This is a genomic window from Pimelobacter simplex (assembly GCF_024662235.1).
GTDB lineage: Bacteria > Actinomycetota > Actinomycetes > Propionibacteriales > Nocardioidaceae > Nocardioides.
The window spans coordinates 2,243,177-2,266,196 of sequence record NZ_CP096276.1 but is presented as its reverse complement, the minus strand read 5'-3'; the positions used below and the strand labels follow the sequence as shown (position 1 = coordinate 2,266,196).

At 66.1% G+C, this 23,020-nt stretch carries 19 protein-coding genes and 1 pseudogene; 16 read left to right on the top strand and 4 right to left on the bottom strand.

The window, feature by feature from the left end:
• Positions 1–62: 62 nt before the first annotated feature.
• Complete coding sequence (locus M0M48_RS11250; RefSeq protein WP_238694885.1) at positions 63–677, top strand: TetR/AcrR family transcriptional regulator; 615 nt, start codon at positions 63–65, stop codon at positions 675–677.
• A 143-nt stretch (positions 678–820) separates the two neighbouring features.
• Entirely contained in the window at positions 821–1,180 is a 360-nt protein-coding gene (locus tag M0M48_RS11245; RefSeq protein ID WP_235536120.1) for a PaaI family thioesterase, read from the top strand.
• Positions 1,181–1,274: 94 nt separating this feature from the next.
• Here the strand turns inward: M0M48_RS11245 and M0M48_RS11240 are convergent, their stop codons facing one another.
• Positions 1,275–2,288, bottom strand: coding sequence for a helix-turn-helix transcriptional regulator (locus M0M48_RS11240; RefSeq protein WP_056756829.1), 1,014 nt, complete (start codon positions 2,286–2,288; stop codon positions 1,275–1,277).
• Positions 2,289–2,413: 125 nt separating this feature from the next.
• Here M0M48_RS11240 and M0M48_RS11235 point away from each other — a divergent pair, with 125 nt between their 5' ends.
• From M0M48_RS11235 to M0M48_RS11205, 7 genes and pseudogenes are all read left to right on the top strand, one after another.
• On the top strand, positions 2,414–2,734 hold the full coding sequence (locus tag M0M48_RS11235; protein WP_056756828.1) for a 2Fe-2S iron-sulfur cluster-binding protein: 321 nt from the start codon (positions 2,414–2,416) through the stop codon (positions 2,732–2,734).
• Positions 2,735–2,756: 22 nt separating this feature from the next.
• Positions 2,757–4,130 (top strand): annotated as a pseudogene (locus M0M48_RS11230) (cytochrome P450); the annotation flags it as partial.
• Between the two features lie 11 nt (positions 4,131–4,141).
• Entirely contained in the window at positions 4,142–5,359 is a 1,218-nt protein-coding gene (locus M0M48_RS11225) for an NAD(P)/FAD-dependent oxidoreductase (RefSeq protein ID WP_056756823.1), read from the top strand.
• A gap of 62 nt (positions 5,360–5,421) precedes the next feature.
• On the top strand, positions 5,422–6,882 hold the full coding sequence (locus tag M0M48_RS11220; protein WP_056756821.1) for a cytochrome P450: 1,461 nt from the start codon (positions 5,422–5,424) through the stop codon (positions 6,880–6,882).
• Entirely contained in the window at positions 6,879–7,601 is a 723-nt protein-coding gene (locus M0M48_RS11215) for a transglutaminase-like domain-containing protein (protein WP_056756807.1), read from the top strand. The genes M0M48_RS11220 and M0M48_RS11215 overlap by 4 nt, the downstream gene beginning before the upstream one ends.
• Complete coding sequence (locus M0M48_RS11210) at positions 7,598–8,344, top strand: aldehyde dehydrogenase family protein (RefSeq protein WP_257751205.1); 747 nt, start codon at positions 7,598–7,600, stop codon at positions 8,342–8,344. Before M0M48_RS11215 ends, M0M48_RS11210 begins: the two co-directional genes overlap by 4 nt.
• A 113-nt stretch (positions 8,345–8,457) precedes the next feature.
• Positions 8,458–9,705 carry an IS256 family transposase gene (locus M0M48_RS11205; RefSeq protein WP_215817487.1) on the top strand — a complete coding sequence of 416 codons (1,248 nt, stop codon included), beginning with the start codon at positions 8,458–8,460 and terminating at the stop codon, positions 9,703–9,705.
• Between the two features lie 256 nt (positions 9,706–9,961).
• Here the strand turns inward: M0M48_RS11205 and M0M48_RS11200 are convergent, their stop codons facing one another.
• Complete coding sequence (locus tag M0M48_RS11200; RefSeq protein ID WP_257750629.1) at positions 9,962–11,200, bottom strand: IS256 family transposase; 1,239 nt, start codon at positions 11,198–11,200, stop codon at positions 9,962–9,964.
• 84 nt (positions 11,201–11,284) lie between these two features.
• Here M0M48_RS11200 and M0M48_RS11195 point away from each other — a divergent pair.
• The 6 genes from M0M48_RS11195 (at position 11,285) to M0M48_RS11170 (ending at position 16,717) form a co-directional block, all read left to right on the top strand.
• Positions 11,285–12,516, top strand: a protein-coding gene (locus tag M0M48_RS11195) for an IS3 family transposase (protein ID WP_374587352.1) whose coding sequence is annotated in 2 segments (ribosomal slippage) — positions 11,285–11,597 and positions 11,597–12,516 — 1,233 coding nt in all. Because the reading frame shifts where the segments join, the coding sequence is not laid out codon by codon here.
• Positions 12,411–13,358: an aldehyde dehydrogenase family protein gene (locus tag M0M48_RS11190; protein WP_308220380.1), complete on the top strand. Its 948-nt coding sequence runs from the start codon at positions 12,411–12,413 to the stop codon at positions 13,356–13,358. Before M0M48_RS11195 ends, M0M48_RS11190 begins: the two co-directional genes overlap by 106 nt.
• Positions 13,355–14,188, top strand: a complete 834-nt coding sequence (locus tag M0M48_RS11185) for an SDR family oxidoreductase (RefSeq protein WP_110205675.1) — start codon at positions 13,355–13,357, stop codon at positions 14,186–14,188. Before M0M48_RS11190 ends, M0M48_RS11185 begins: the two co-directional genes overlap by 4 nt.
• An 84-nt stretch (positions 14,189–14,272) precedes the next feature.
• A complete protein-coding gene (locus M0M48_RS11180) occupies positions 14,273–15,298 on the top strand; it encodes a BtrH N-terminal domain-containing protein (RefSeq protein WP_200958932.1) in 1,026 nt (341 codons plus the stop codon).
• A 74-nt stretch (positions 15,299–15,372) separates the two neighbouring features.
• Positions 15,373–15,948 carry a PaaI family thioesterase gene (locus tag M0M48_RS11175; protein ID WP_082606256.1) on the top strand — a complete coding sequence of 192 codons (576 nt, stop codon included), beginning with the start codon at positions 15,373–15,375 and terminating at the stop codon, positions 15,946–15,948.
• 103 nt (positions 15,949–16,051) lie between these two features.
• A complete protein-coding gene (locus M0M48_RS11170) occupies positions 16,052–16,717 on the top strand; it encodes a lysophospholipid acyltransferase family protein (RefSeq protein ID WP_235536118.1) in 666 nt (221 codons plus the stop codon).
• Positions 16,718–17,309: 592 nt separating this feature from the next.
• On the opposite strand, the gene M0M48_RS11165 is transcribed toward M0M48_RS11170, so the two are convergent.
• Positions 17,310–18,554 carry an IS256 family transposase gene (locus M0M48_RS11165; protein WP_257750619.1) on the bottom strand — a complete coding sequence of 415 codons (1,245 nt, stop codon included), beginning with the start codon at positions 18,552–18,554 and terminating at the stop codon, positions 17,310–17,312.
• A 455-nt stretch (positions 18,555–19,009) separates the two neighbouring features.
• Between M0M48_RS11165 and mobF the strand changes: the two genes are divergently transcribed.
• The gene (gene mobF, locus M0M48_RS11160) at positions 19,010–21,706 is read left to right on the top strand and encodes a MobF family relaxase (protein WP_238694882.1); all 2,697 of its coding nucleotides are present in this window, start codon (positions 19,010–19,012) and stop codon (positions 21,704–21,706) included.
• A 56-nt stretch (positions 21,707–21,762) separates the two neighbouring features.
• On the opposite strand, the gene M0M48_RS11155 is transcribed toward mobF, so the two are convergent.
• A complete protein-coding gene (locus tag M0M48_RS11155; protein WP_257750619.1) occupies positions 21,763–23,007 on the bottom strand; it encodes an IS256 family transposase in 1,245 nt (414 codons plus the stop codon).
• Positions 23,008–23,020: the final 13 nt, after the last annotated feature.

The following is a 23,020-nucleotide window of genomic DNA, read 5'->3' as shown; positions in this document are numbered from 1 at the left end:
GCATCTAATGTTGGAATCCGATTCCAACACAAAATTCTGCAAAAACATAGGATGATCGCGTCATGGGAGGACCGATGAAGCCACTGCCGGTACAACTAGCCAGCAAGATCTACGCAGCCTCGGAACTGATCGCGGAGCGAGGACTGGACGACACCAAGATCGAGGACATCGCAGAAGTCACCGGGATACCCGTCTCCACGCTCTACTACCACTTCAGAGGGAAGGCCGAAATTCTCGCGTTCCTGCTCAACGACCTGCTGACGGCCATCGCAGCTGAGGTCGGTGTCGCGGTCGAGAGTCAAGGGACCGCGCGGGAACGCCTGACGCGAGTGATCCGTGCCCAGCTGAGCGTGATGCTCCAGAACCCGGCTTCGTGCCGAGCCCTGGTCGGCGATCTCGGTCGCGCAACCCGCCTCCCTCAACTCGCCGGTGCCCTCAGTGCAGCCTTCTACCAACCCGTCGAACAGCTGCTCCGTGACGGCGCCGACGACGGTTCGCTGCTGCCGTCGGAGGACACGATGTCCGACGCGGTCATGATCTTCGGCGCGGTCACGGTCGCTGGGTTGATGGAGGCAGTGGTCGGAAGTCAACGGCCGATGGAAAGCATCGCCGACGCCGTAGCGCGACTCCTCTTCGACGGACTGGCGCCACGCACATTCGATGAGACCCACGCGTAATGGGTGAGAACACCTTCGACCACCTGCTCGCCGGATGGCGACAAGACCCAGACGTCTCCCGCGGAGTCGGGGCGACCCTGCCATCGCACCACAGCCACTGTCTCGGGTGCGGCGCGGAGAACCCACATGGCCACCACCTGGTCGTGACCCGCAACGCCCCCGACACGGTGGTTGCCACCCACACCTTTGACGCTCGCCACGTGGGTGCACCCGGCATCGCGCACGGTGGCGCAGTGGCCACTGTCTTCGACGATCTCTTCGGATTCCTGCTGTACTCCATCGGAGACCTCGCCGTTACCCGCAAGCTCGACGTCGAGTACCTGAGCCCGGTGCTGCTGGGCCTCGAATACACGCTTCAAGCCAGCATCGCGGAACGTGCTGGACGCAAGATTCACATGGCCGCCACCCTCCAGGCCTCCGACGGTGCCTTGGTCGCGAGGTCGGGTGCCCTCTTCGTCACCGTTGACTTCGAGCACTTCAAGGGTCCGGGACGACCGTCCTGACCGATGGCAGCGATCGGCACCGCCAACCGCAATGAACCGACCTTCCCCGCCGCTGCCGTGTTCGACATCAGCGTGCCCGTCCGGAAGGTCTCAGCTACCAACTGTGACTGGATTCTCGAAACTGCCTCGGAGACTGACCAGTCCACCTCTTGAAGGCGTGCGAGAAGTTGGTGAGGTCGCTGTACCCGAGCTCGACCGCGATCTCGCTGATCGACATGGATCGGTCGAGCAGGCGTAGCGTGGCGCGCTCCAGCAATGACGTCTCGAGCAGGTCGCGGAATGTGGTGCCCTCTTCCTGGAGGCGCCGCTTGAGGGTGCTGGCAGACATCGACAGCTCATCGGCGACCGTCTGGCACGTCTTCAGTTCAAGAGCCTCGTCCAGGGAGATCCGTACCCTGCTCGAGTAGGACGTCGGCCCGATCCTGTGCTCGAGGGACTCCCGGAGATCGGCAATCGCGAGGCGATATGCAACCGGGTCGGAGAACCGACAGACCTCATTCAGCGTCTCCGTGGGCACGTGGAGGAATGTCATCGGAGACTTGAAGACCAGGTGCCCGTCCAGTGAGGCTTCGTGCTGAGTCACGGACGCGGGCGCTGGCCAACTGGTGTGCAGTCTGACGGTCGACCCGTCGCCGACGAGCATCTGGATCAATCTCCGCAGTGCCGAGCCGCAGTAGGTAACGAGCAGACAATCCAGATCCGGATCGCCGATATGACCCGTGAGCCCGACTGTGAGGCCCTCGTCGTTCGGGTGGAACCGTGTGGTGACGGCTGTCGTGATCAAGGGCAGGTAGGTGAGAAGTTCCATGATCTCGGCCACGGATCCTGCGCTGATCAAGGGGAGACTCAAAGGGCCGAACGAGGTCAGTTGAGCCTGTTCTGCGAACGTGTGGCCGAGTTCGGTGGCGTGGTGGGCATCGAGCGTGGGGTAGACCTCCCGGAACCACCGCACTGGGATCTGCCCGTCGTGCTGCAGCAAGGTCGCCTCGGTGACGCCCTCACGGGCCATGATGGCGCGGAACCGTGCCACAGCGCCCGCTCCAAGTGCCTGGCTCTCGAGCAGCTGCGCGAATGCCGTGTAGGGCACTCCCGCTTCATTGAGGTTCATCGAACCCGCTTCCCTGAGCCGAACTCACAACTAACTGGCCCGGGCGAACATAGCCACGACCGGCGTCCGCGGCAAGAGTTGACCCAAGGCCTTGTGCCCTCCCTACGACGCATCAGGAGTTGATCATGGCAGTGGTGATGTTCGTGTCGCACGACGGCGAGACGCACACGGCGTCCTTGGACGCGGGGCAGTCGTTGATGCAGGTCGCGACCAACAACGCGGTGCCCGGCGTCGACGGCGACTGCGGTGGGGAAGCTGCCTGCGGAACCTGTCACGTCATTGTCGACCCTCAGTGGTCCGAGCGGGTCGGGCTCTCCGGCCCCGATGAGGAGCAGATGCTCGCGATGAACCCCGAGCGTGAACCGACCTCCCGACTGTCGTGCCAAATGGCGGTCTGTGACGCATGGGACGGGCTGACCGTCCGACTCCCCGAATTCCAGATGTGACCAGCGAGAACGGGCAGAAGTGATGAAAATTCCTGAGGCGGTCACCGCCAAGGTCCAGGCAACCATCCCGATGGAGCGGCAGATTCAGGGCGCACATCTCTACGACAAGACCAGGAGGTGGGTCACGGGGACCAATGGCAAGAAGATGTTTGTCGAGCGCCCCATCCCGCCGGTCGAGGAGATCGACCTCGCCGACATCGACATGAGCAATCCGTTCATGTACCGGCAGGGTCGCTGGAAGTCCTACTTCGAGCGTCTGCGCACCGAAGCCCCCGTGCACTACCAGCCCAACAGTCCCTTCGGCCCGTTCTGGTCTGTCACCCGGCACGCCGACATCATCGCGGTCGACAAGGACCATGACTCGTTCTCTGCCGAACCCCTGATCGTCATCGGCGTGCCACCACGGTTCCTCGACATCGAGATGTTCATCGCGATGGATCCGCCGCGGCACGACCTGCAGCGGCAGGCGGTCCAAGGCGTCGTCGCACCGAAGAATCTGCGCGAGATGGAGGGGCTCATCAGAGAGCGCGTTCGCGAGGTGCTGGACGAACTCCCGGTGGGTGAGCCGTTCAACTGGGTGCAGCGCGTCTCGGTCGAGTTGACTGCGCGCATGCTGGCCACGTTGCTGGACTTCCCCTACGAGCAGCGTGACAAGCTCGTCTACTGGTCAGATCTTGCGTCCTCGATGGAGCAAGCCAACGGTGGTCCCTCGGACAACGATGAGGTCTTCCGTGGCATGCGTGACATGGCGGGAGGTCTGAGCGCCCTCTGGCACGACAAGGCCGCCCGGACTGCTGCCGGGGAGGAACCCGGCTTCGACCTGATCACCATGTTGCAGAGCAACGAGAACACCAAGGACCTCATCGACCGCCCGATGGAGTTCCTCGGAAACCTGGTGTTGCTGATCGTCGGAGGCAACGACACGACCCGCAACTCGATGAGTGGTGGTGTCCTTGCGCTCAACCAGTTCCCGGATCAGTTCGAGAAGCTGAAGGCCAACCCTGACCTTATCCCCAACATGGTCTCGGAGGTCATCCGTTGGCAGACTCCGCTCGCCTACATGCGCCGGATCGCCAAGGTCGACACCATCCTGAACGGCCAGTTCATCCGTGAGGGCGACAAGGTCGTGATGTGGTACGCCTCGGGCAACCGCGACGCCGCCGTCTTCGATCGGCCTGATGAGCTGATCATCGACCGTGCCAACGCGCGCAACCACATCTCCTTCGGGTTCGGCGTCCACCGCTGCATGGGGAACCGGCTGGCCGAGCTGCAGTTGCGGGTCCTGTGGGAGGAATTGCTTCCGCGCTTCGAGGAGATCGAGGTGGTGGGCGAGCCGGAGTACGTGCAGTCAAACTTCGTACGTGGCATCAGTGAGTTGATGGTCCGTCTCACCCCGAAGGCCGGCGCATGACCGGGCAGCGAGCGGTGATCGTCGGCGCAAGCCATGCCGGCGCGCAGCTCGCGGCGAGTCTGCGCCAGGAGGGGTGGACCGGGGAGGTCGTCCTGGTGGGCGATGAGTCGGCGCTGCCCTACCAACGCCCGCCCCTGTCGAAGGCCCTGCTGGCGGGCAAGAGCACCCTTGAGGATCTGGCGATCCGTAGCGCAGCGTTCTACGCCAAGCAGGAGATCCAGCTTCTGGATGCAACGATCAAGTCGATCGACCGCACCGCTGGTCACCTGGTGCTGGGCAACGGCGAGTCGCTGGGCTACGACAAGCTTGCCCTGTGCACCGGTGCTCGGCCGCGACGACTTCTCGTGCCGGGCGCCCTACTTGGCGGTGTCTACTACCTGCGCACCGCCAAGGACGTCGAGCTGATCCGTGGAGCCGCCTCGCCCGGACGGCGAGCCGTCATCGTCGGTGGGGGCTACGTCGGGCTGGAGACAGCCGCGTCGTTGCGCGCGTTGGGGCTCGATGTCACGGTGCTCGAGGCGACCGGGCGTGTCCTCGAACGAGTGACGGCCCCCGAGGTCTCAGCATTCTTCGAGCGGATCCACCGAGATGCGGGCGTCTCCATTCGGACGAATGCACTTGTCGAGGCCATCGCCGGGGACACCCAGGTCCGCGAAGTGTTCCTGTCGAGCGGCGAATCAATTCCTGCTGACTTCGTCATCGTGGGCATCGGTGTTGAGCCGAACACCGAACTCGCCTCGGCATCAGGACTGGTTGTCGACAACGGCATCGCGATTGACGATCGAGCCCGCACGAGCGACCCCGGCATCGTTGCGGCCGGCGATTGCACGAGCCGCACCATGGCCAGTCACGGTCGTCGAGTTCGTCTCGAGTGCGTACCGAGCGCGGGGGAGCAAGCCAAGGTGGCCGCCGCCACCCTCTGCGGGAAGGCCAAAGAAATCACTGCGCTTCCGTGGTTCTGGTCAGATCAGTACGACGTCAAGCTCCAGATCGCCGGACTCAACACCGGCTACGACGAAGTCGTGCTCAGCGGTGATCCCCGTCAAGACCGCGACTTCACCTGCTTCTACCTCCGCCACGGTGTGCTGATCGCCGCGGACTGCGTGAACCGTCCCCGTGACTTCATGTTGACCAAGCGGCTCCTGGCGCAAGGTGCTCCGCTGCTGGGACGGGCGGAGCTGGTTGTCCCAGATCTGACCGACATACGCGGGTAGGCCGAGCGGCGTAGTACGCCTCCGTTGCTGACCACCGGGAACGCTCATAGACAGGACATCAAGTGACGAACCTCCTCCCACGAGCAATCACGAAGAGGCGCGACCGGCTCTCGTCGTTGCTCCTGGCGTCGCTACCGAGTAGATGGGACGCGGCCCTGCGCGAGGCCAGCGACCGGTGGCCGGTCCACGAGCTCGCCCCAGTTCCGGAAGGCTCCGGACTCAAGCCCGTCCGAGGGACCGCCGGACTCCCTCTCCTCGGACACACCGTCGACTACATCCGCTTCGGGTCGGACTTCACGCGTGCCCGATACAGGCGCTTCGGTCCGGTGTCCTGGATGGGGGCGTTCGGCACCAAGGTGGTGGCGGTGGCCGGCCCCGACGCCACACAAGAAGCACTGACCACCAAAGCGAGGTCCTTTTCCCAGGACGGTTGGACCTATCTCATCGACGCGTTCTTCCACCGTGGCCTGATGCTGATGAGCTTCGACGAACACAAGATGCATCGACGCATCATGCAGGAGGCGTTCACCCGTGACCGGCTTGCCGGATACGTCGACCAACTCGGACCGACCGTCGAGGCGAACATCCAAGGCTGGACCGCCGGCACGTCCAACCGGCTCTACCCCCTGCTCAAGAGCCTGACTCTCGACGTTGCCACGGACGTCTTCATGGCGGGGCGCGGCGGGAACCAGGACACCGATGCGATCAACGACGCCTTCGTGTCGACCGTACGGGCAGCCAGCTCGATCGTGCGGATACCGCTGCCCGGGACACGCTGGCGAGCTGGTGTGCGTGGGCGAGCGGTGCTGGAGGCCTACTTCGCACAACATCTGCCTGCTGCCCGCGAGGGTCAGGGCGGCGACCTGTTCGCGGGACTGTGCCATGCGCAGACCGCCGAAGGGGACGCCTTCACCGATGAGGACGTCATCAACCACATGATCTTCTTGATGATGGCCGCCCACGACACCTCGACCATCACCACTGCGGCGGCCGCCTACTTCCTCGCCAAGCACCCGGGGTGGCAGGAGCAGGCCAGGGCCGAGTCCGACCGACTCGGCGACCGGACCCCGAACATCGTCGACCTGGAGTCGCTGGCGACTCTCGATCTGGTGATCAAGGAAACGCTGCGCCTGGTGGCGCCAGTGCCGATCGTCATGCGCAAGACCGTCGAGGACGTCGAGATTGCCGGGAGCCACATTCCAGCAGACACGCTGGTTGCCATCGCTCCGGCCGCCAATCACTTCGACGAGACATGCTGGACCGACCCCGACAAATTCGACCCTGGACGCTTCAGTGAGCCGCGTCGGGAAGACCAGCACCACCGCTTCGGGTGGATCCCGTTCGGTGGCGGGGTGCACAAGTGCATTGGTCTCCACTTCGGGACCCTGGAGGTCAAGGCCATCCTGCACCAGATGCTGCGCACCTACAGCTGGACGGTCCCCGACGGCTACGAAGTCAGATGGGACAACACCTCACTACCGATTCCCGTCGACGGGTTGCCGATCACCCTGGAGCGCCGATGAGTCAGATCCTTGCGTCCCACCTGGAGCCGACGGAATTTCTCGACTTCGAGCACGAGGACGTCCGCGACTTCACCGCGGCCACGGTCGGTGACGCGAGGACCGACACCGAGAAAGCGAGACGACTGTTCGCCGCCGTCCGCGACCGGGTCTGGTACGACCCCTACACGGTGTCGGCCGACCCTGCGCACTACCGCGCGAGCTTCGTGCTCCAGGCCGGTCGCGCCTACTGCGTCCCGAAAGCCGTGCTGCTCACTGCGGTGTGCCGCGCGGCAGGCATTCCGGCGCGTTTGGGTTTCGCCGATGTCCGCAACCATCTGCAAACCCAGACCCTGCGAACACTCATGGGCGGCACGGACCTGTTCGTTTACCACGGATACAGCAGTCTCCACATCGACGGCAGGTGGCTCAAGGCGACGCCGGCGTTCAACGTCGAGCTGTGTGCTCGTTTCGGTGTTCCTCCGGTGGAGTTCGACGGTGAGCACCACGCACTCATGCACGCCTTCACGGCAGACGGAATCCAGCACATGGAGTACGTCCACGAGCGTGGCCTCTTCGACGACCTGCCCTTGGCCGAGATCCTGAGCGAGCTTCGCCACACCTATGGCTCGATGGTGGATTCCTCCGCGCCTGCGGTTGACGACGCTTTCACCATCAAGTCGACGAGCCAGATCCAAACTGACGCTTCACCCGGGTCTGCGCACCCACAGGAGGACCGATGAGCCCAACAACCACAGCGACCATGCTTGAGGTGCGCAACCCAGCCGACGGCCGGTTGGTGGAGACCATCTCCGTAGATGATCGTGACGCCGTGACGCGCATCGCTACCGAGCTTCGCCTCGCCCAAGTTACCTGGGCCGAGGATGGTCCACGGCAGCGTTCACAATGGTTGCACCAGTGGCGGGACTGGATCCTTGCTCATACCGACGAGCTCACCGACCTGCTTCAGGCCGAGACCGGCAAGGTGCGTCCTGACGCCCTCGTGGAGACGACCGCGTCCTGCGAATTCATCACCTACTACGCCAACCACGCCGAGGACTTTCTCGCCGACGAAAGGGTCAGGTCCGCGGGACTGCTGAGCCTGCCGAAGCGACTTTCCAAGACCTACCGGCCCCATCCTCTCGTCGGCCTGATCACCCCCTGGAACTTCCCGATCACTCTCTTTCTCATGGACGCAGCTCCCGCGCTGGCTGCCGGGTGCGCGGTCCTGGTGAAGTCCTCGGAAGAGACACCACTGACCTGCGCACGGGTCATCGAAGGCTGGCACGAGATCGGCGCCCCGCCCGTTCTGGCACATGTCACGGGGGCCAGCGACACTGGCTCCGCCGTCGTGGATGCCGCTGACTTCGTCCAGTTCACAGGCTCGACAGTGACAGGGCGTGCGGTCGCACTTCGTTGCGCTGAGCAGTTGAAGCCGGTGAGTCTCGAACTTGGCGGCAAGGATGGGGAGTTGAGTCCCCGATAGTGGTGTAGCGCGGTCGCCGAGATCGTCACCGGCGAGTACGGATGACGAAGCAGCGGCCACCGCGTGATCCTTCGAGTGAACCTCTCACAGCACTCTCGAACGGAGTCATCACGATGACCGCTCCTCACATTGTCGACCCTGCACGCCTGCTCGGTGAAGCCCTCGCCGAAGCGTCGCCAGATCTGATGCGCCAGCTGCTGCAGACGATGATCAACGCCCTGCTGTCCGCGGACGCCGACGCCGTGGTCGGCGCCGAGTACGGCCGCCCCACCCCAGGCCGGGTCGCGCAGCGCAACGGCTACCGCCACCGCGACCTCGACACCCGCGTCGGCACGATCGATGTGGCGATCCCCAAGCTCCGCAAGGGCACCTACTTCCCCGAATGGTTGCTCGAGCGCCGCAAGCGAGCCGAGACCGCGCTGATCACCGTGGTAGCGGACTGCTACCTCGCCGGCGTTAGCACGCGGCGGATGGACAAGCTGGTCAAGACCCTCGGCATCGACTCGCTGTCGAAGTCGCAGGTCTCGCGGATGGCCGCCGAGCTCGACGAGCACGTCGAGCAGTTCCGCCACCGTCCCCTCGATGCCGCTGGCCCGTTCACCTTCGTCGCCGCCGATGCGTTGACGATGAAGGTCCGCGAGGGCGGCCGGGTGATCAACGCCGCGGTGTTGCTGGCCACCGGCGTGAACGGCGATGGCCACCGCGAGGTCCTGGGGATGCGGGTGGCCACCGCCGAGACCGGTGCGGCGTGGAACGAGTTCTTCGCCGACCTGGTCGCCCGCGGCCTGTCCGGGGTACGGCTCGTGACCAGCGACGCCCACCCCGGTCTGGTCGAGGCGGTCGCAGCGAACCTGGCTGGCGCGGCCTGGCAACGGTGCCGCACCCACTACGCAGCGAACCTCATGTCGGTGACGCCGAAGTCGATGTGGCCGGCGGTCAAGGCGATGCTGCACAGCGTCTACGACCAGCCCGACCGGCCGGCGGTGCACGCCCAGTTCGACCGGCTGCTGGACTACGTCGACGGCAAGCTCCCCGAGGTCCACGACCACCTCGACCAAGCGCGTGCGGACATCCTCGCGTTCACCGAATTCCCCAAGGACGTGTGGACCCAGATCTGGTCCAACAACCCCGCCGAACGACTCAACCGCGAGATCCGCCGCCGCACCGACGCCGTCGGGATCTTCCCCACCCGCGAGGCCATCGTGCGCCTCGTCGGCGCGGTCTTGGCCGAGCAGACCGACGAATGGGCCGAAGGCCGCCGATACCTCGGACTCGAAGTCCTCGCCCGCTGCCGCGTCAACCCCATCCCCACCACCGACACCGAGATCGGAGCCGACCAACTGCCAGCACTCACTGCCTGAACCCCCCAGCGAAGGAACACAGCGCTACACCACTAGCCGGGACTTGACCGGATGGGGCCTGACCCCGGTTCTTGGACACGCTGAATCCAGCATCTGCTGGGGAAGCGAGATGATCCAGGAACCATGGCCAGGAAGAACTACTCCGAGGAGTTCCGTCGTCAGGCCGTCGACTTGTACGAGTCCACCCCGGGCGCCACAGTCCGCGGCATCGGACAGAGCCCCGCGGGGTGGTGGGCTTTGAGGTGACCCTCGGTGCCTACGCGTCGCCGTTGTCGATGGCGGCGACGGGGTGAGTATTGCTGGTCTCGTAGAGCTTGGCCATGGAGCCTTCTGAGAGGTAGCGGCGCTCGCCGGCGATCCATTCGTCGTGCATGTCGATCAGCACGGCTCCGACGAGTCGGATGACGGCGGCGGCGTTGGGGAAGATGCCTACGACCCGGGCCCGGCGCTTGATTTCCTTATTCACGCGCTCCAACGGGTTGGTCGACCAGACCTTGCGCCAGTGCTCGCGCGGGAACGCGGTGAAGGCCAGGACCTCGGCCTTGGCGGCGTCCATCAACGGACCGAGCTTGGGGAACCGGGCGGCGAGCTCCTCGCGGGTCTTGTCCCACGCCGCGTGGACGTCCTCGGGCGTGGGCTGGGCGAAGATCATCCGGAACGCGGTCGCCACGAGCTCGGCCTGCCCCTTGGGCACGTGAGCGAGCAGGTTGCGCGCGAAGTGGACCCGGCACCGCTGGTGCGCGACACCCTGGAACGCCCGGCCCAGCGCCTTGACCAGTCCGGAGTGCTGGTCTGAGATGACCAGCTGCACGCCGGCCAGGCCGCGCTGCTTGAGGCTGAGCAAGAAGGCGCGCCAGAAGACCTCGTCCTCGCTGTCGCCGACATCTAGGCCGAGGATCTCCCGCTCCCCGGTCGCGCTCACGCCGGTCGCGACGACCACCGCCATCGACACCACCTGACCGCCCTTGCCCGGGGCGTTACGGACGTGGAGGTAGGTCGCGTCGAGGTAGATGTAGGGGAACTCGACATGATCCAGACTGCGGGTGCGGAACGCGCCGACCTGCTCATCGAGGTTGGCGCAGATCCGGGAGACCTCGGACTTGGAGACACCGCTGCCGCCCATCGCCTCGACCAGGTCGTCGACCGAGCGGGTGGAGATGCCGTGGACGTAGGCTTCCATGACTACCGCGTACAGCGCCTGGTCGATACGGCGCCGCGGCTCGAGGATGATCGGGAAGAACGAGCCCTTGCGCAGCTTGGGGATGCGCAACTCGACATCGCCGGCCTTGGTGGTCAGCATCCGCGGACGGTGGCCGTTCCGCTCGGCTGTGCGGTCCTCGGTGCGCTCATAGGGCGCCGCGCCGATCTGCTGGGTGGCTTCGAGCTCGATCAGCTCTTGGAGCGCGAGCCGGACCGAATCACGGATGAGATCGACGCCATCACCGGCACGGAACGCCTCGAGGATCTCGGACAGGGCAGACTGGGGCAAGGCCATCGGTGGACCTCTTTCTTCAGTGGGTGCTTGGCCGTACACACCGAAGATCCCGCCGATGGCCGTCTACGTGCTGACGCCCCGCCGCTGCTCCCTCAAACCCCACCACTCCCGGGGACTCTTACCGGCATCGCCGAGGACCTCGGCATCGTGCGCGGCACCCTGCGGCACTGGCTCGAGGTCTACGGGACCGGCAAGAAGACCGCCGCTGACGGGACACTGACCTCCAGCCCACTGCAAGCCACGCCGTCGAAGTCGAGCCAGTCCGGGCCGGCCGATGAGACGCCGGAGCAGAAGATCGCCCGGCTCGAGGCCGAGAATGCGGCGCTGCGGGCAGAGACAACGAAGCTGACGACCGAGCGGGAGATCCTCCAGCGGGCGGCCAAGTATTTCGCCGGGGAGACGCGCTGGTGAGTCGCTTCCAGTTCGTCGCCGACAACTCCGCCACCTCCCGCCCTGGCTGGACGGTGAAGCGACTGTGTGAGCTCGTCGAGATCGAGCGCTCCTCCTACTACGCGTGGAAGGCCGGGGCACCAGCGCGGGCCGAGCGGGCCGCCGCGGACGCCGCGCTGGTCGAGCGGATCCGCAAGGTCCACGAGGCTGACAACACCCAAGGCGCGCCTCGGATCACCGCCGACCTCAACGACGGCGCACCGCCTGAGCAGCGGGTCAACCACAAGCGCGTCGCCCGCGTGATGCGTGCGGCCGGTATCTGCGGCTACGTCAAGAAGCGACGCGTGCGGACCACGATCCCCGAGCCATCGGGACAGAAGGTGCCCGATCTACTCAAGCGGGACTTCACCGCCCCGGCGCCGAACCAGCGCTACGTCGGCGACATCACCTACCTGCCGATCGCAGACGGCACCAACCTGTACCTGGCCACCGTGATCGACTGCTACAGCCGTCGGCTCGCGGGCTGGGCGATCGCGGATCACATGCGCACCGAGCTCGTTGAGGACGCGCTCAAGGCCGCGGCCGCGACCCGCGGATCACTGGCCGGGGCGATCTTCCACAGCGACCACGGGTCGGTCTACTGCTCGAAGGACTACGCCAAGCTCTGCGCGAAGCTCGGCGTGACCCAGTCGATGGGTGCCGTCGGGTCCTCGGCCGACAACGCGTTGGCGGAGTCATTCAACGCCGCGCTGAAGCGGGAGGTCCTCCAAGACGAGCGGACCTGGTCCGACGAGCTCGCCTGCCGTCGCCAGGTCTTCAAGTGGCTGACCCGCTACAACACCCGGCGGCGCCATTCGTGGTGTCGCTACCTGTCGCCGATCGCCTACGAGACCGGCCACGCCGCTACGCTGCAGCCCGCCGCGTAATCACACCCCGTGTCCAAGATCCGGGGGTAGGGCCCGATCCAGCAATCGTCCTGGAAGACGCCGACCTCGCCCGTGCGGCCGAGGGCATCGCCTGGGGTGGCTTGTTCAATGCAGGGCAGGTCTGCATTTCCGTCGAGCGCGTCTATGTGGTTGCCCAGGTGTACGAGGAGTTCGTGGCTCGGCTGACCGAGCGCGTGCAGTCGCTGACCCAGGGGGTGGGCGCGCGCGACGATGTCGGTGCCATGGTCACCGCAAGGCAGGTCGAGATCACCGATCGCCACGTCAGCGAGGCGGTAGCGTCCGGCGCGAACGCAGTGGCCGGCGGACGACGAGGCGAGGCCGGGAACTACTACTTGCCCACAGTCCTGATCGATGTCGATCACACGATGGCGTGCATGACCGAAGAGACCTTCGGCCCCACGATCCCCGTGATGCGCGTCGCCGACGAAGACGAAGCCATCCGACTGGCCAACGATTCGCCGTACGGATTGTCGGCCACGGTCTGGACTCGTGACCACGCTCGGGCCCAGCGCATCGCACGACGCCTGGATGCTGGAGCGGTCAACATCAACGACGTCTTCAGCAACCTGTTCGCGATGACGCTGCCGCACAGCGGGTGGAAGTCGTCGGGGACGGGCGCGCGGCTCGGGGGAGCCGACGGGCTCCACAAGTACTGCCGGGTGCAAGCGGTGACCGAGCCGCGATTCCCCGTCTTGACACGAGAACTCACGTGGTACCCGTACTCCGCCCGGCGTACGGCCATCGCCCGAAGAGTGTTGCGCACGGTAGCCGGTCGCGGCTTGCGTCAACGCCTGGGCCTGCACCAGGAGCACATCAGATGACTCGCCCCACACTCTTTCCCGCCAAGACGATCGCGATCACCGGCGGAGCCCGCGGTATCGGTTACCAGACGGCCAAGGAACTGATCGGACGCGGCCACCGCGTCGCCATCGGCGACATCGACGAGGCCCGTGCCAAGGAGGCCGCTGATGAGCTCGGCATCTCCTCCGTCGCCCGACTCGACGTAACCGATCCCGACTCCTTTCGGGCCTTCCTCGACATGGTCGAGACGCAACTCGGTCCCATCGACGTGCTGATCAACAACGCGGGCATCATGCCCACCGGGCACGTGCACGAGGAGGAGGACACCGTGACCCGGCGGCAGGTGGAGATCAACGTCCTTGGCGTGATCTTCGGAACCAAGCTGGCCCTCCAGCGGATGTTGCCGCGGCGCGCCGGGCACATCATCAACACTGCGTCGTTGGCCGGCGAGCTCTCCGTGCCCGGCTTGGCCACCTACTGCGGCACGAAGTTCGCCGTCATCGGGTTCACTGAGGCGGCCCGCCAGGAGTACCGCAAGTCCGGAGTCTGCCTGTCAACCGTTCGGCCCACCTTCACCAACACCGAACTGGTCGCTGGAACGTCCGGGGCGAAGGGTCTGCGTAACGCCGAGCCGCAGGAGATCGCGCGGGCGACGGCCGATCTGATCGAGCAACCCCGTCCGTTCGTACGCGTCACCCGCGTTGCCGGCGGCATGGTCGCAGCAATGAAGTTCGTGCCCGGACGACTTGCCACCGCGCTCGGCTCCGCCCTTGGCACGGACTCGGTATTCCTCGACGACGTCGACATGGGGGCCCGCCAGGCCTACCTGGAGCGAATCCGGAACAGCTAACCCCCGCATCTCTGAACCAACCGGCAAATACGAGAAGGACGTCCCGTGCCCCGAAGAACCCTGATCCAGAACTACCCCCACCGAATGGGAGGGCACTGCGGTTCGGGTGCGATGCGCGACCTGCTGCACTGGAACGGCTTGGGATGGGACGGACCGCCCGATGAGGGTCTGGTGTTCGCGCTCGGCGGCGCCCTGGGGCTGTCCTACCTCCGATCGACCGACCTCTTTCCCCCGCTGTATCTGGTCGGGCGCGGCGCCGAGTTCGAAGTAGATCTACCGCTACGTCTGGGTGGGCAGGTGCAGGTCCTCACCACCGATGATCCCGAGGAGGGGTGGTCGTGGGTCCGAGACGAGCTCGACGCCGGACGACCCAGCCTTGTGTGGGGCGACATCGCGGAACTGCCGTACCTGCGGGTCCAACTGCAGATGAGCCGCCACGACATCGTGGTGATCGGCTACGACGAGGAGAGGGAGCTCGCCTTCGTCGTGGACAACGACCGCGCAGACGTCCAGGAAGTTCCGCTCGAAGCGTTGGCCCGGGCACGGTCCTCCACGGCGTTCCCGCAACCCACCCGCCATTGCACTTACCGCATCACCTGGCCCCGCTCGCTTCCCGCCCTCGAGGAAGTCGCCGCAGGGGCGTTCAGGCAATCCGCCGCCAACATGCGTGAACCATCGCCCCACAGCATCGCCGATCCGACGACGGCGGCCCTCGGTACTGAAGGCCTGGAGGCCGTTGATCTGTTCGCCGCAGACGTCGCGACCTGGGCAGAACTCCCGGACGACGAACTCGGAATACTTCTGTTCAGCGTTGGCGCGTTCATTGAAAAGGCAGGAACCGGCGGCGGTCTGTTCCGCCGTCTGGTCGCCGACGGCTGCGCAGAGGTCGCACGGCTGACCGGCGACGCCGCGACCACAGACCTTGCGACCAAAGCCGCCCGCTGTGCGCAGACCTGGACCGACGCCGCGCGCGCCGCGGCCAAACGCGACGCCGAACCACGCTCTCGGATCGAGCAACTGGTCCTGATCGCTGGTCGTCTACCAGAGCTGGAGTTGCATCTGGTCGAGTCCTTGGAGGCTGCTGCCAGGTCGTTGGCTGGTGATCACTGATCGACTCCTGCCGTCACGATGACCGATCGCATCAAGAGCGATATCAAGTCCGTGGAGAAGAAAGAGCGACGCACATGGCGACACTGGGGGACCACGACTACGACTACGCATCTGTTGTCCGGCACGAAGAGCTCGACTACCGCGATGGGGGTCTGATCGCTGGATGGGCGGCGCATCTCGCCGGTCAGGTCACTGTGGAGGTCGGCCAGGTGCTGCCGCCACATTCCCCGCACTGCGCGGGGTGCGGGCCAGACAATTCCGCCGGTCTGCACCTTCGCGCGGTTCGCACCGCCTCAGGCGTTGAAGCGGTGCACTCGTTCGACGAGGCCCAGGTCGGCGCTCCCGGCATCGCTCACGGTGGAGCTGTGGCCCTCGCCTTCGACGACCTTTTCGGCTTCTCGCTCTACACCGTCGGAGCACTGGCTGTCACGCGCAGTCTCACCGTCGAATATCACGCGCCGTTCCTACTGCACCATCCCTACACATTCCGGGTACAGGTCACGAATCGCACAGGACGCCGGCTCCTGCTGCACGCTGAGGCGTCTGATGCAACCGGCAAGAAGACCGGATCAGCCGACGCCACCTTCGTGGTGGTCGATCCCGGTCACTTCGCCGCCGGCGCCGAACAAGAGCAGAGCCAAGGACAATGACCTCCGCAGATGCGCGACGTGCGCGGCGCGTGGTTCGCAGGGCCCGGGCAATCATCCTGTGACGTCTCCTGGAGGGCACACGGACTGGGGCGTTGCCTGGTGGGTGGCCGTCGTGATCTGCAAGCCGGTTCTGATTCTGGTGCGCCGGCGCGACTGGCGTGGAGTCGAGCGGATACCCGCACGCGGCCCAGCCGTACTCGCCGCGAACCACATCTCCAAACTGGACCCGTTACTCGTCGCCGAGATGGTCCTCGCCAACGGAAGGATCCCGGCGTTTCTTGCGAAGAGCAGCCTGTTCGAAGAAAAGATCGTAGGGAGGTGGTTCCGTGCGGCCGGACATGTGGAGGTGGATCGATCTCATGGTGCCGACGGATTCGGCGCCGCCCTGACGGCACTTCGCAGCGGTGCACTGCTCGTGGTCTATCCCGAAGGAACGATCACCAAGGACCCTGACGGCGGCTTGATGGAACTCAAGACAGGCGCTGTGCGGCTGGCAATCGAATCAGGAGCGCCGCTCATTCCCGTTGCCCAACGAGGCGCCGAAGAGATCCTGCCGGCCTACAGCCGCCGCCCGAAACTGTTCAAACGGCCCACCGTCACCATCGACATTGGTCCGCCGCTTGACCTGACCGATCTCAGGCAGCTCGGGCCCGGTCCCGAAGCGGCGATCGCCGGTACGCGCCGACTTGCCGACGCTCTGGCTCAGATGCTGGATCAACTGGCAGAGCGACACGGCGCGAGCGACCAATCCTCACGCTGCCGGTCATGAGCAACGTCCTCGTGACAGCCCGGTGAAGAATAGACGGGATTGGTGGCGAGATCTCCGCGTCCGAAATGGCGATGGCCCCGAGAAGTCCTGGGGCCATCGGCGACTGAATGTGAGTCACTCGATCAGTTCTGGACCTGATGTCGTCGTAGATGTGGAAACTGCCGGCCAGCACCGCCACTCACGATGATGCGCAAGCCGCGGGGAGCCCATTCGGGCCGATCTGGTGGACGCCGACTCCCGGCTCGTCCCCGAGCAGCCAGGACAACGAACGTCCTCTGAACTCAAGGAAGTGCGCAAAGACCAGTTGAGAGCGCTGGCATGATCGTGCGGGTCGCGCTCGGCGAAGGCGGCCAAGCGAAACGCAACGCCTACACAACCCACGCTGTTCGCAGCCCAGGGGACTGCTGATAGAAGACGGTGCGGGGTCCCAACATCTTCGGCATCCGCTAGATCGATTCTCATCGTCGAGGATCGACTGGGTCAACGTAAATCGACGCCAAGACGACCTCCGGTGCTGTCGTCGATCGGCATGCGCGGCGGTCAAGTCCGCTGGGGTGGTGTACGAGGTTGATCCCTCGGTTGGGCGTGTCGGTCAGGCTGTGAGGGCCTGGAGTTCGGGTTCGGTCACCTCCTCGACGACGCAGGTGTCGACGGCCTGGGCGCGGGCGAGGACGTCGAGTCCGAGGTAGCGGCGGCCTTCGGCCCACTCGTCGTGCTGCTCGGCCAGGACGGCGCCGACGAGCCGGATGATGCTGGCCCGGTCGGGAAAGATCCCGACCACGTCGGTTCGCCTGCGGATCTCGCGGTTGAGGCGCTCGTTGGGGTTGTTGGACCAGATCTGGCGCCAGATCTCCTTCGGGAACGCGGTGAAGGCGAGGATGTCGGCACGAGCGTCCTCCAGATGCTCGGCCACCTTGGGGAGCTTCTCGGCCAGGGCGTCGACGACCCGGTCGAACTGGGCGTGGACAGCGTCGGCGTCGGGCTGGTCGTAGATCGAGTGCAGCAGCGCCTTGACCCAGCCCCACGAGGACTTCGGCGTCGCCGACATCAGGTTCGCCGCGTAGTGGGTTCGGCAGCGCTGCCACGAGGCGCCGGGCAACGTGGCGCCGATCGCGGCCACCAGCCCGGCGTGGGCGTCGCTGGTGACGAGCTTGACCCCGGCCAGGCCGCGGGCGGTCAGATCCCTCCAGAAGGCCAGCCACCCGGCGCCGTCCTCGCTGCTGGTGACCTGCACGCCGAGGATCTCGCGGTGCCCGTCGGCGTTGACGCCGGTGGCGACCAGCACGTGGACCGGCACCACCCGGCCACCTTCGCGGACCTTGAGCACCAACGCGTCGGCGGCCACGAAGGTGAACGGCCCGGCCTCCTCCAGCCGTCGGGTGCGGAACTGCTCGACGTGCTCGTCGAGTTCCTTGGCCATCACCGAGACCTGGCTCTTGGACAGGCCGGTGATGCCGAGGGTCTGCACCAGCTTGTCCATCCGCCGCGTCGAGACGCCGAGCAGGTAACAGGTCGCGACCACACTGGTCAGTGCCCGCTCTGCTCGCTTGCGGCGCTCCAGCAGCCACTCGGGGTACAGCGAACCGGTGCGCAGCTTGGGAACCGCGACGTCCAGAGTGCCGACGCGGGTGTCGAGGTCGCGGTGCCGGTAGCCGTTGCGGGAGTTGACGCGCTCCATGCTGCGTTCGCCGTAGCCGGCGCCGCACACCGCGTCGGCCTGCGCCGAGAGCAGCGCATTGACGAACGTGGTGAGCAGGTCCCGCATCAGATCAGGACTGGCCTGGGACAGCTGCTCGTTCAGGAACTGTGCAGGGTCGATACTGGGTCCAGCGGTCATCGTCGTGGTCCTTCTTCGAGTCGGTTTTCGCAGATCACTCGAAGGATCCACCCGGTGGCCGCGCCTACGTTGGAGGCACGCGCTCACTCAGGTCCGTCGTACACCACTCTGCTGGACTCCACTTGCGCGGCAGCTCTACATAGCTTCTGCCGCGGCGCCCGCGCAGCCCGCGAACCGTCGGCCCTGTGCCTCCGGGAACGTCCCGCTTGGTGGTCGTCTGCCCCTGCAGTCGCACCTTGTGCGACCCCGAGGACATCACTGAGTACATCTCATTGCTGCATTCAGCTGTGAGCCCCAATGACGATTGTTGACGGACGCTGGCGAGTCCCAAAACCCGATCCCCACCAGGTGATTGGAAGGCTCGAAACCGGGCGGCACGCATGCTACGAAGGTTCGTAGATGGTCCGTCCCCCGGGGGGACGGACCGGTGTCATTTCAGGGGTCTTTGACGAGACGTGACGGGCGGTGACGAGGACATCATGCACGGTGGGGTGAAGTTCTACCGCGGCTCGGCAGCCGCCGCACGCTCCTATGTCGAGGCCGACCACTCACGTGGCGATGACTACTACCTCGCCGAGGGAAGCGGCGTTGCCGAGCACTACGCCGTCAACGTGAGCGGCGACGGAACTGTCATCGATCGGCGTCCCGATCTCGACGGCCCGACGTACGAAAAGTGGGTGGCCGGGTACGACGTGTCCACCGGTCAGCCGAAGGGCCGGTTGCGCGATGACGATCGCGCGTTGAGGTTCGTCGAGGTGGTCGTCAATGGACCCAAGACCTGGTCGCTCGCGGCCGCACTCCATCCGGATCTCGCTGCTGCTTACGAAGCGGCACAGACCCGCGCGGCCGAGGAGGTCATCGGGTGGGTTGCCCAGCACGCAACCACACGCGTCGGTCCGCGCGGACGCCAGGTCCAGGTACCCGTCGAGAAGATCGAGGCCGCGGTCGTGCGGCACTACACATCGCGTGCCGGTGACCCGCACCGTCACCTGCACGTTCAGATAAACGCGCGCGTGCACGCGGCAGGTGCATGGCGTGGCTTGCACTCCGTCGGAGTTGTTGACTCCATCGAGGCGCTCAATGGCATCGGTCACGCCGCCGTGATGTGCGACCCCGAGTTCCGCACCGCGCTCGCCGAACATGGCTACACGCTCGACGACTCCGGCGAGATTCAGCAGCTCGCGCCGTACGCCGGTCGGTTCAGCCAACGAACCTCGCAGATCAACCGCAACGTCGACCGCTACGAAGCCGCATGGCGCACCGAGCACCCCGGCGAGGAGCCGGGGCCGAAGCTGCGACAGTCGTGGGATCGTCGCGCGTGGGCTGATGCACGTCCCGACAAGGTTGTACCGGCCGACGGCGTCGACCTTGTCACTCGGTGGAACGTCGAGCTGCACGACCTCGGCTTCCGTCTACCGATAGAACCCGTCGAGGTTCGAGCGACGACTATCGGTCGGTTGCGTCGCGACGCTGCCGTTGATCTCGTCCTCACCCGGCTCGGAGCGAAACGCTCGGCCTGGAACGCCGCCGACATTCGCGGCGAAGTCGAGAAACTGATCCCCGCGGTCGGCATCATCGCCGACCGAGCCGCACGCACGGAGCTGGCCGAAGACCTCACCGCACGCGCGGTCGCCTGCTGCCGGCCGTTGCGCGAACGCGGTGACGTGCCGGACCACATCAGGAACCTCACCTCCGACCGGGTACTCGACGTCGAAGCGAAACTCATCGACGCCATCGCAACGCGCGTACTGCAACCGGTCCAACGTCCGGGCCGGATCACGAACAGCGACCACCTCGATGCCGCGCAACGGGCGGTCGTCGCGGCACTTGCCGGCGACGCCGGCCTCCTCGTCATTGAGGGTGCGGCCGGCACCGGAAAGACCACCACCCTCGCCGCCGCCCGCGCTGCCCTCGATGCGCAGTACCGCCGACTTCTTGTCGTCACACCGACCCTCAAAGCAGCACAGGCTGCGCGACAGCAGGTCGGCACCGATGCGTTCTCCGCGGCTTGGCTCATCCACCAAAATGGTTTCCGATGGGACCAGGACGGCCACTGGTCACGCATCAACCTCGCCCGCGAACAGATCAACGTCGCCGCACGGCTGTCACCCGGCGACGTCCTGCTCATCGACGAAGCCGGGATGCTCGACCAGGACACTGCCCGCGCACTGTTTGCGATCGCCGACCGCGCCTGCGCGACTGTTGCGCTTCTCGGGGACCGCCACCAACTGCCCGCCGTCGGTCGCGGCGGGCTACTCGACATCGCCGCACGCTGGACACCACCAACCGCACATCTCGAGCTCGAGTCCGTGCATCGATTCGTCGATCCGGAGTACGCCGACCTCAGCCTGAAGATGCGCGAAGGCGACCACCCAGCCGACGTCTTCGACGCCCTCCTCGAGCGCGGACTCATCAGCGTTCACGCCACCGATGTCGAACGCACCGCCGCCCTCGCGGACATCGGCGCCGCAAGCGAGGACCTGATCATCGCCGACACCCGCGAACAGGTCGGCGCGCTCAACGCCGCCATCCGCGACCACCGCCAGCCCCGTGATGAGCGGAACGGTGAGCCCGTCACCCGCAGTGGTGAGCGGATCGGCCTCGGTGACCGTGTCGCGACGCGTCGCAATGACCGCGAGCTCGGCGTCGCCAACCGCGACGTGTGGACCGTCGCCGGTATCGGCGACGACGGGAGCCTGCTGGTCACCGGTCGCGCCGGTCAACGAGAACTGCCCGCCGCCTACGCCGACCGGCACGTCGAACTGGCCTTCGCCTCGACCGTCTACGGCGCCCAGGGCGAGACCGTCGACTCCGCCCACCTCGTCGTGGGCGAGACCACCGGAGCAGCATCTGCGTACGTCGCCATGACCCGCGGCCGCCACAGCAACGTCGCCCACATGGTCGCCGATTCTGTCGAGGACGCCCGCGAGCAATGGGCGGGCGTGTTCAGTCGCAATCGAGCCGACCTCGGCCCAGGACACGCAGCGACCCGCGTCGACGAGGACATCGAGCGCTACGGCACACGGGCGCTGGCGCATTCCGAATCACTGCAGGCCGCCGCCCTGACCGACGGACTGGCCGAGCGCCCGCGGCGGCTTGAAGAGCGGCAACCCCTGAGCACCCCTCCGCGGGGGCAGGGAATCGGTCGTTGACCGGTCAAGTCCGCTGGGGTGGTGTACGAGGTTGATCCCTCGGTTGGGCGTGTCGGTCAGGCTGTGAGGGCCTGGAGTTCGGGTTCGGTCACCTCCTCGACGACGCAGGTGTCGACGGCCTGGGCGCGGGCGAGGACGTCGAGTCCGAGGTAGCGGCGGCCTTCGGCCCACTCGTCGTGCTGCTCGGCCAGGACGGCGCCGACGAGCCGGATGATGCTGGCCCGGTCGGGAAAGATCCCGACCACGTCGGTTCGCCTGCGGATCTCGCGGTTGAGGCGCTCGTTGGGGTTGTTGGACCAGATCTGGCGCCAGATCTCCTTCGGGAACGCGGTGAAGGCGAGGATGTCGGCACGAGCGTCCTCCAGATGCTCGGCCACCTTGGGGAGCTTCTCGGCCAGGGCGTCGACGACCCGGTCGAACTGGGCGTGGACAGCGTCGGCGTCGGGCTGGTCGTAGATCGAGTGCAGCAGCGCCTTGACCCAGCCCCACGAGGACTTCGGCGTCGCCGACATCAGGTTCGCCGCGTAGTGGGTTCGGCAGCGCTGCCACGAGGCGCCGGGCAACGTGGCGCCGATCGCGGCCACCAGCCCGGCGTGGGCGTCGCTGGTGACGAGCTTGACCCCGGCCAGGCCGCGGGCGGTCAGATCCCTCCAGAAGGCCAGCCACCCGGCGCCGTCCTCGCTGCTGGTGACCTGCACGCCGAGGATCTCGCGGTGCCCGTCGGCGTTGACGCCGGTGGCGACCAGCACGTGGACCGGCACCACCCGGCCACCTTCGCGGACCTTGAGCACCAACGCGTCGGCGGCCACGAAGGTGAACGGCCCGGCCTCCTCCAGCCGTCGGGTGCGGAACTGCTCGACGTGCTCGTCGAGTTCCTTGGCCATCACCGAGACCTGGCTCTTGGACAGGCCGGTGATGCCGAGGGTCTGCACCAGCTTGTCCATCCGCCGCGTCGAGACGCCGAGCAGGTAACAGGTCGCGACCACACTGGTCAGTGCCCGCTCTGCTCGCTTGCGGCGCTCCAGCAGCCACTCGGGGTACAGCGAACCGGTGCGCAGCTTGGGAACCGCGACGTCCAGAGTGCCGACGCGGGTGTCGAGGTCGCGGTGCCGGTAGCCGTTGCGGGAGTTGACGCGCTCCATGCTGCGTTCGCCGTAGCCGGCGCCGCACACCGCGTCGGCCTGCGCCGAGAGCAGCGCATTGACGAACGTGGTGAGCAGGTCCCGCATCAGATCAGGACTGGCCTGGGACAGCTGCTCGTTCAGGAACTGTGCAGGGTCGATACTGGGTCCAGCGGTCATCGTCGTGGTCCTT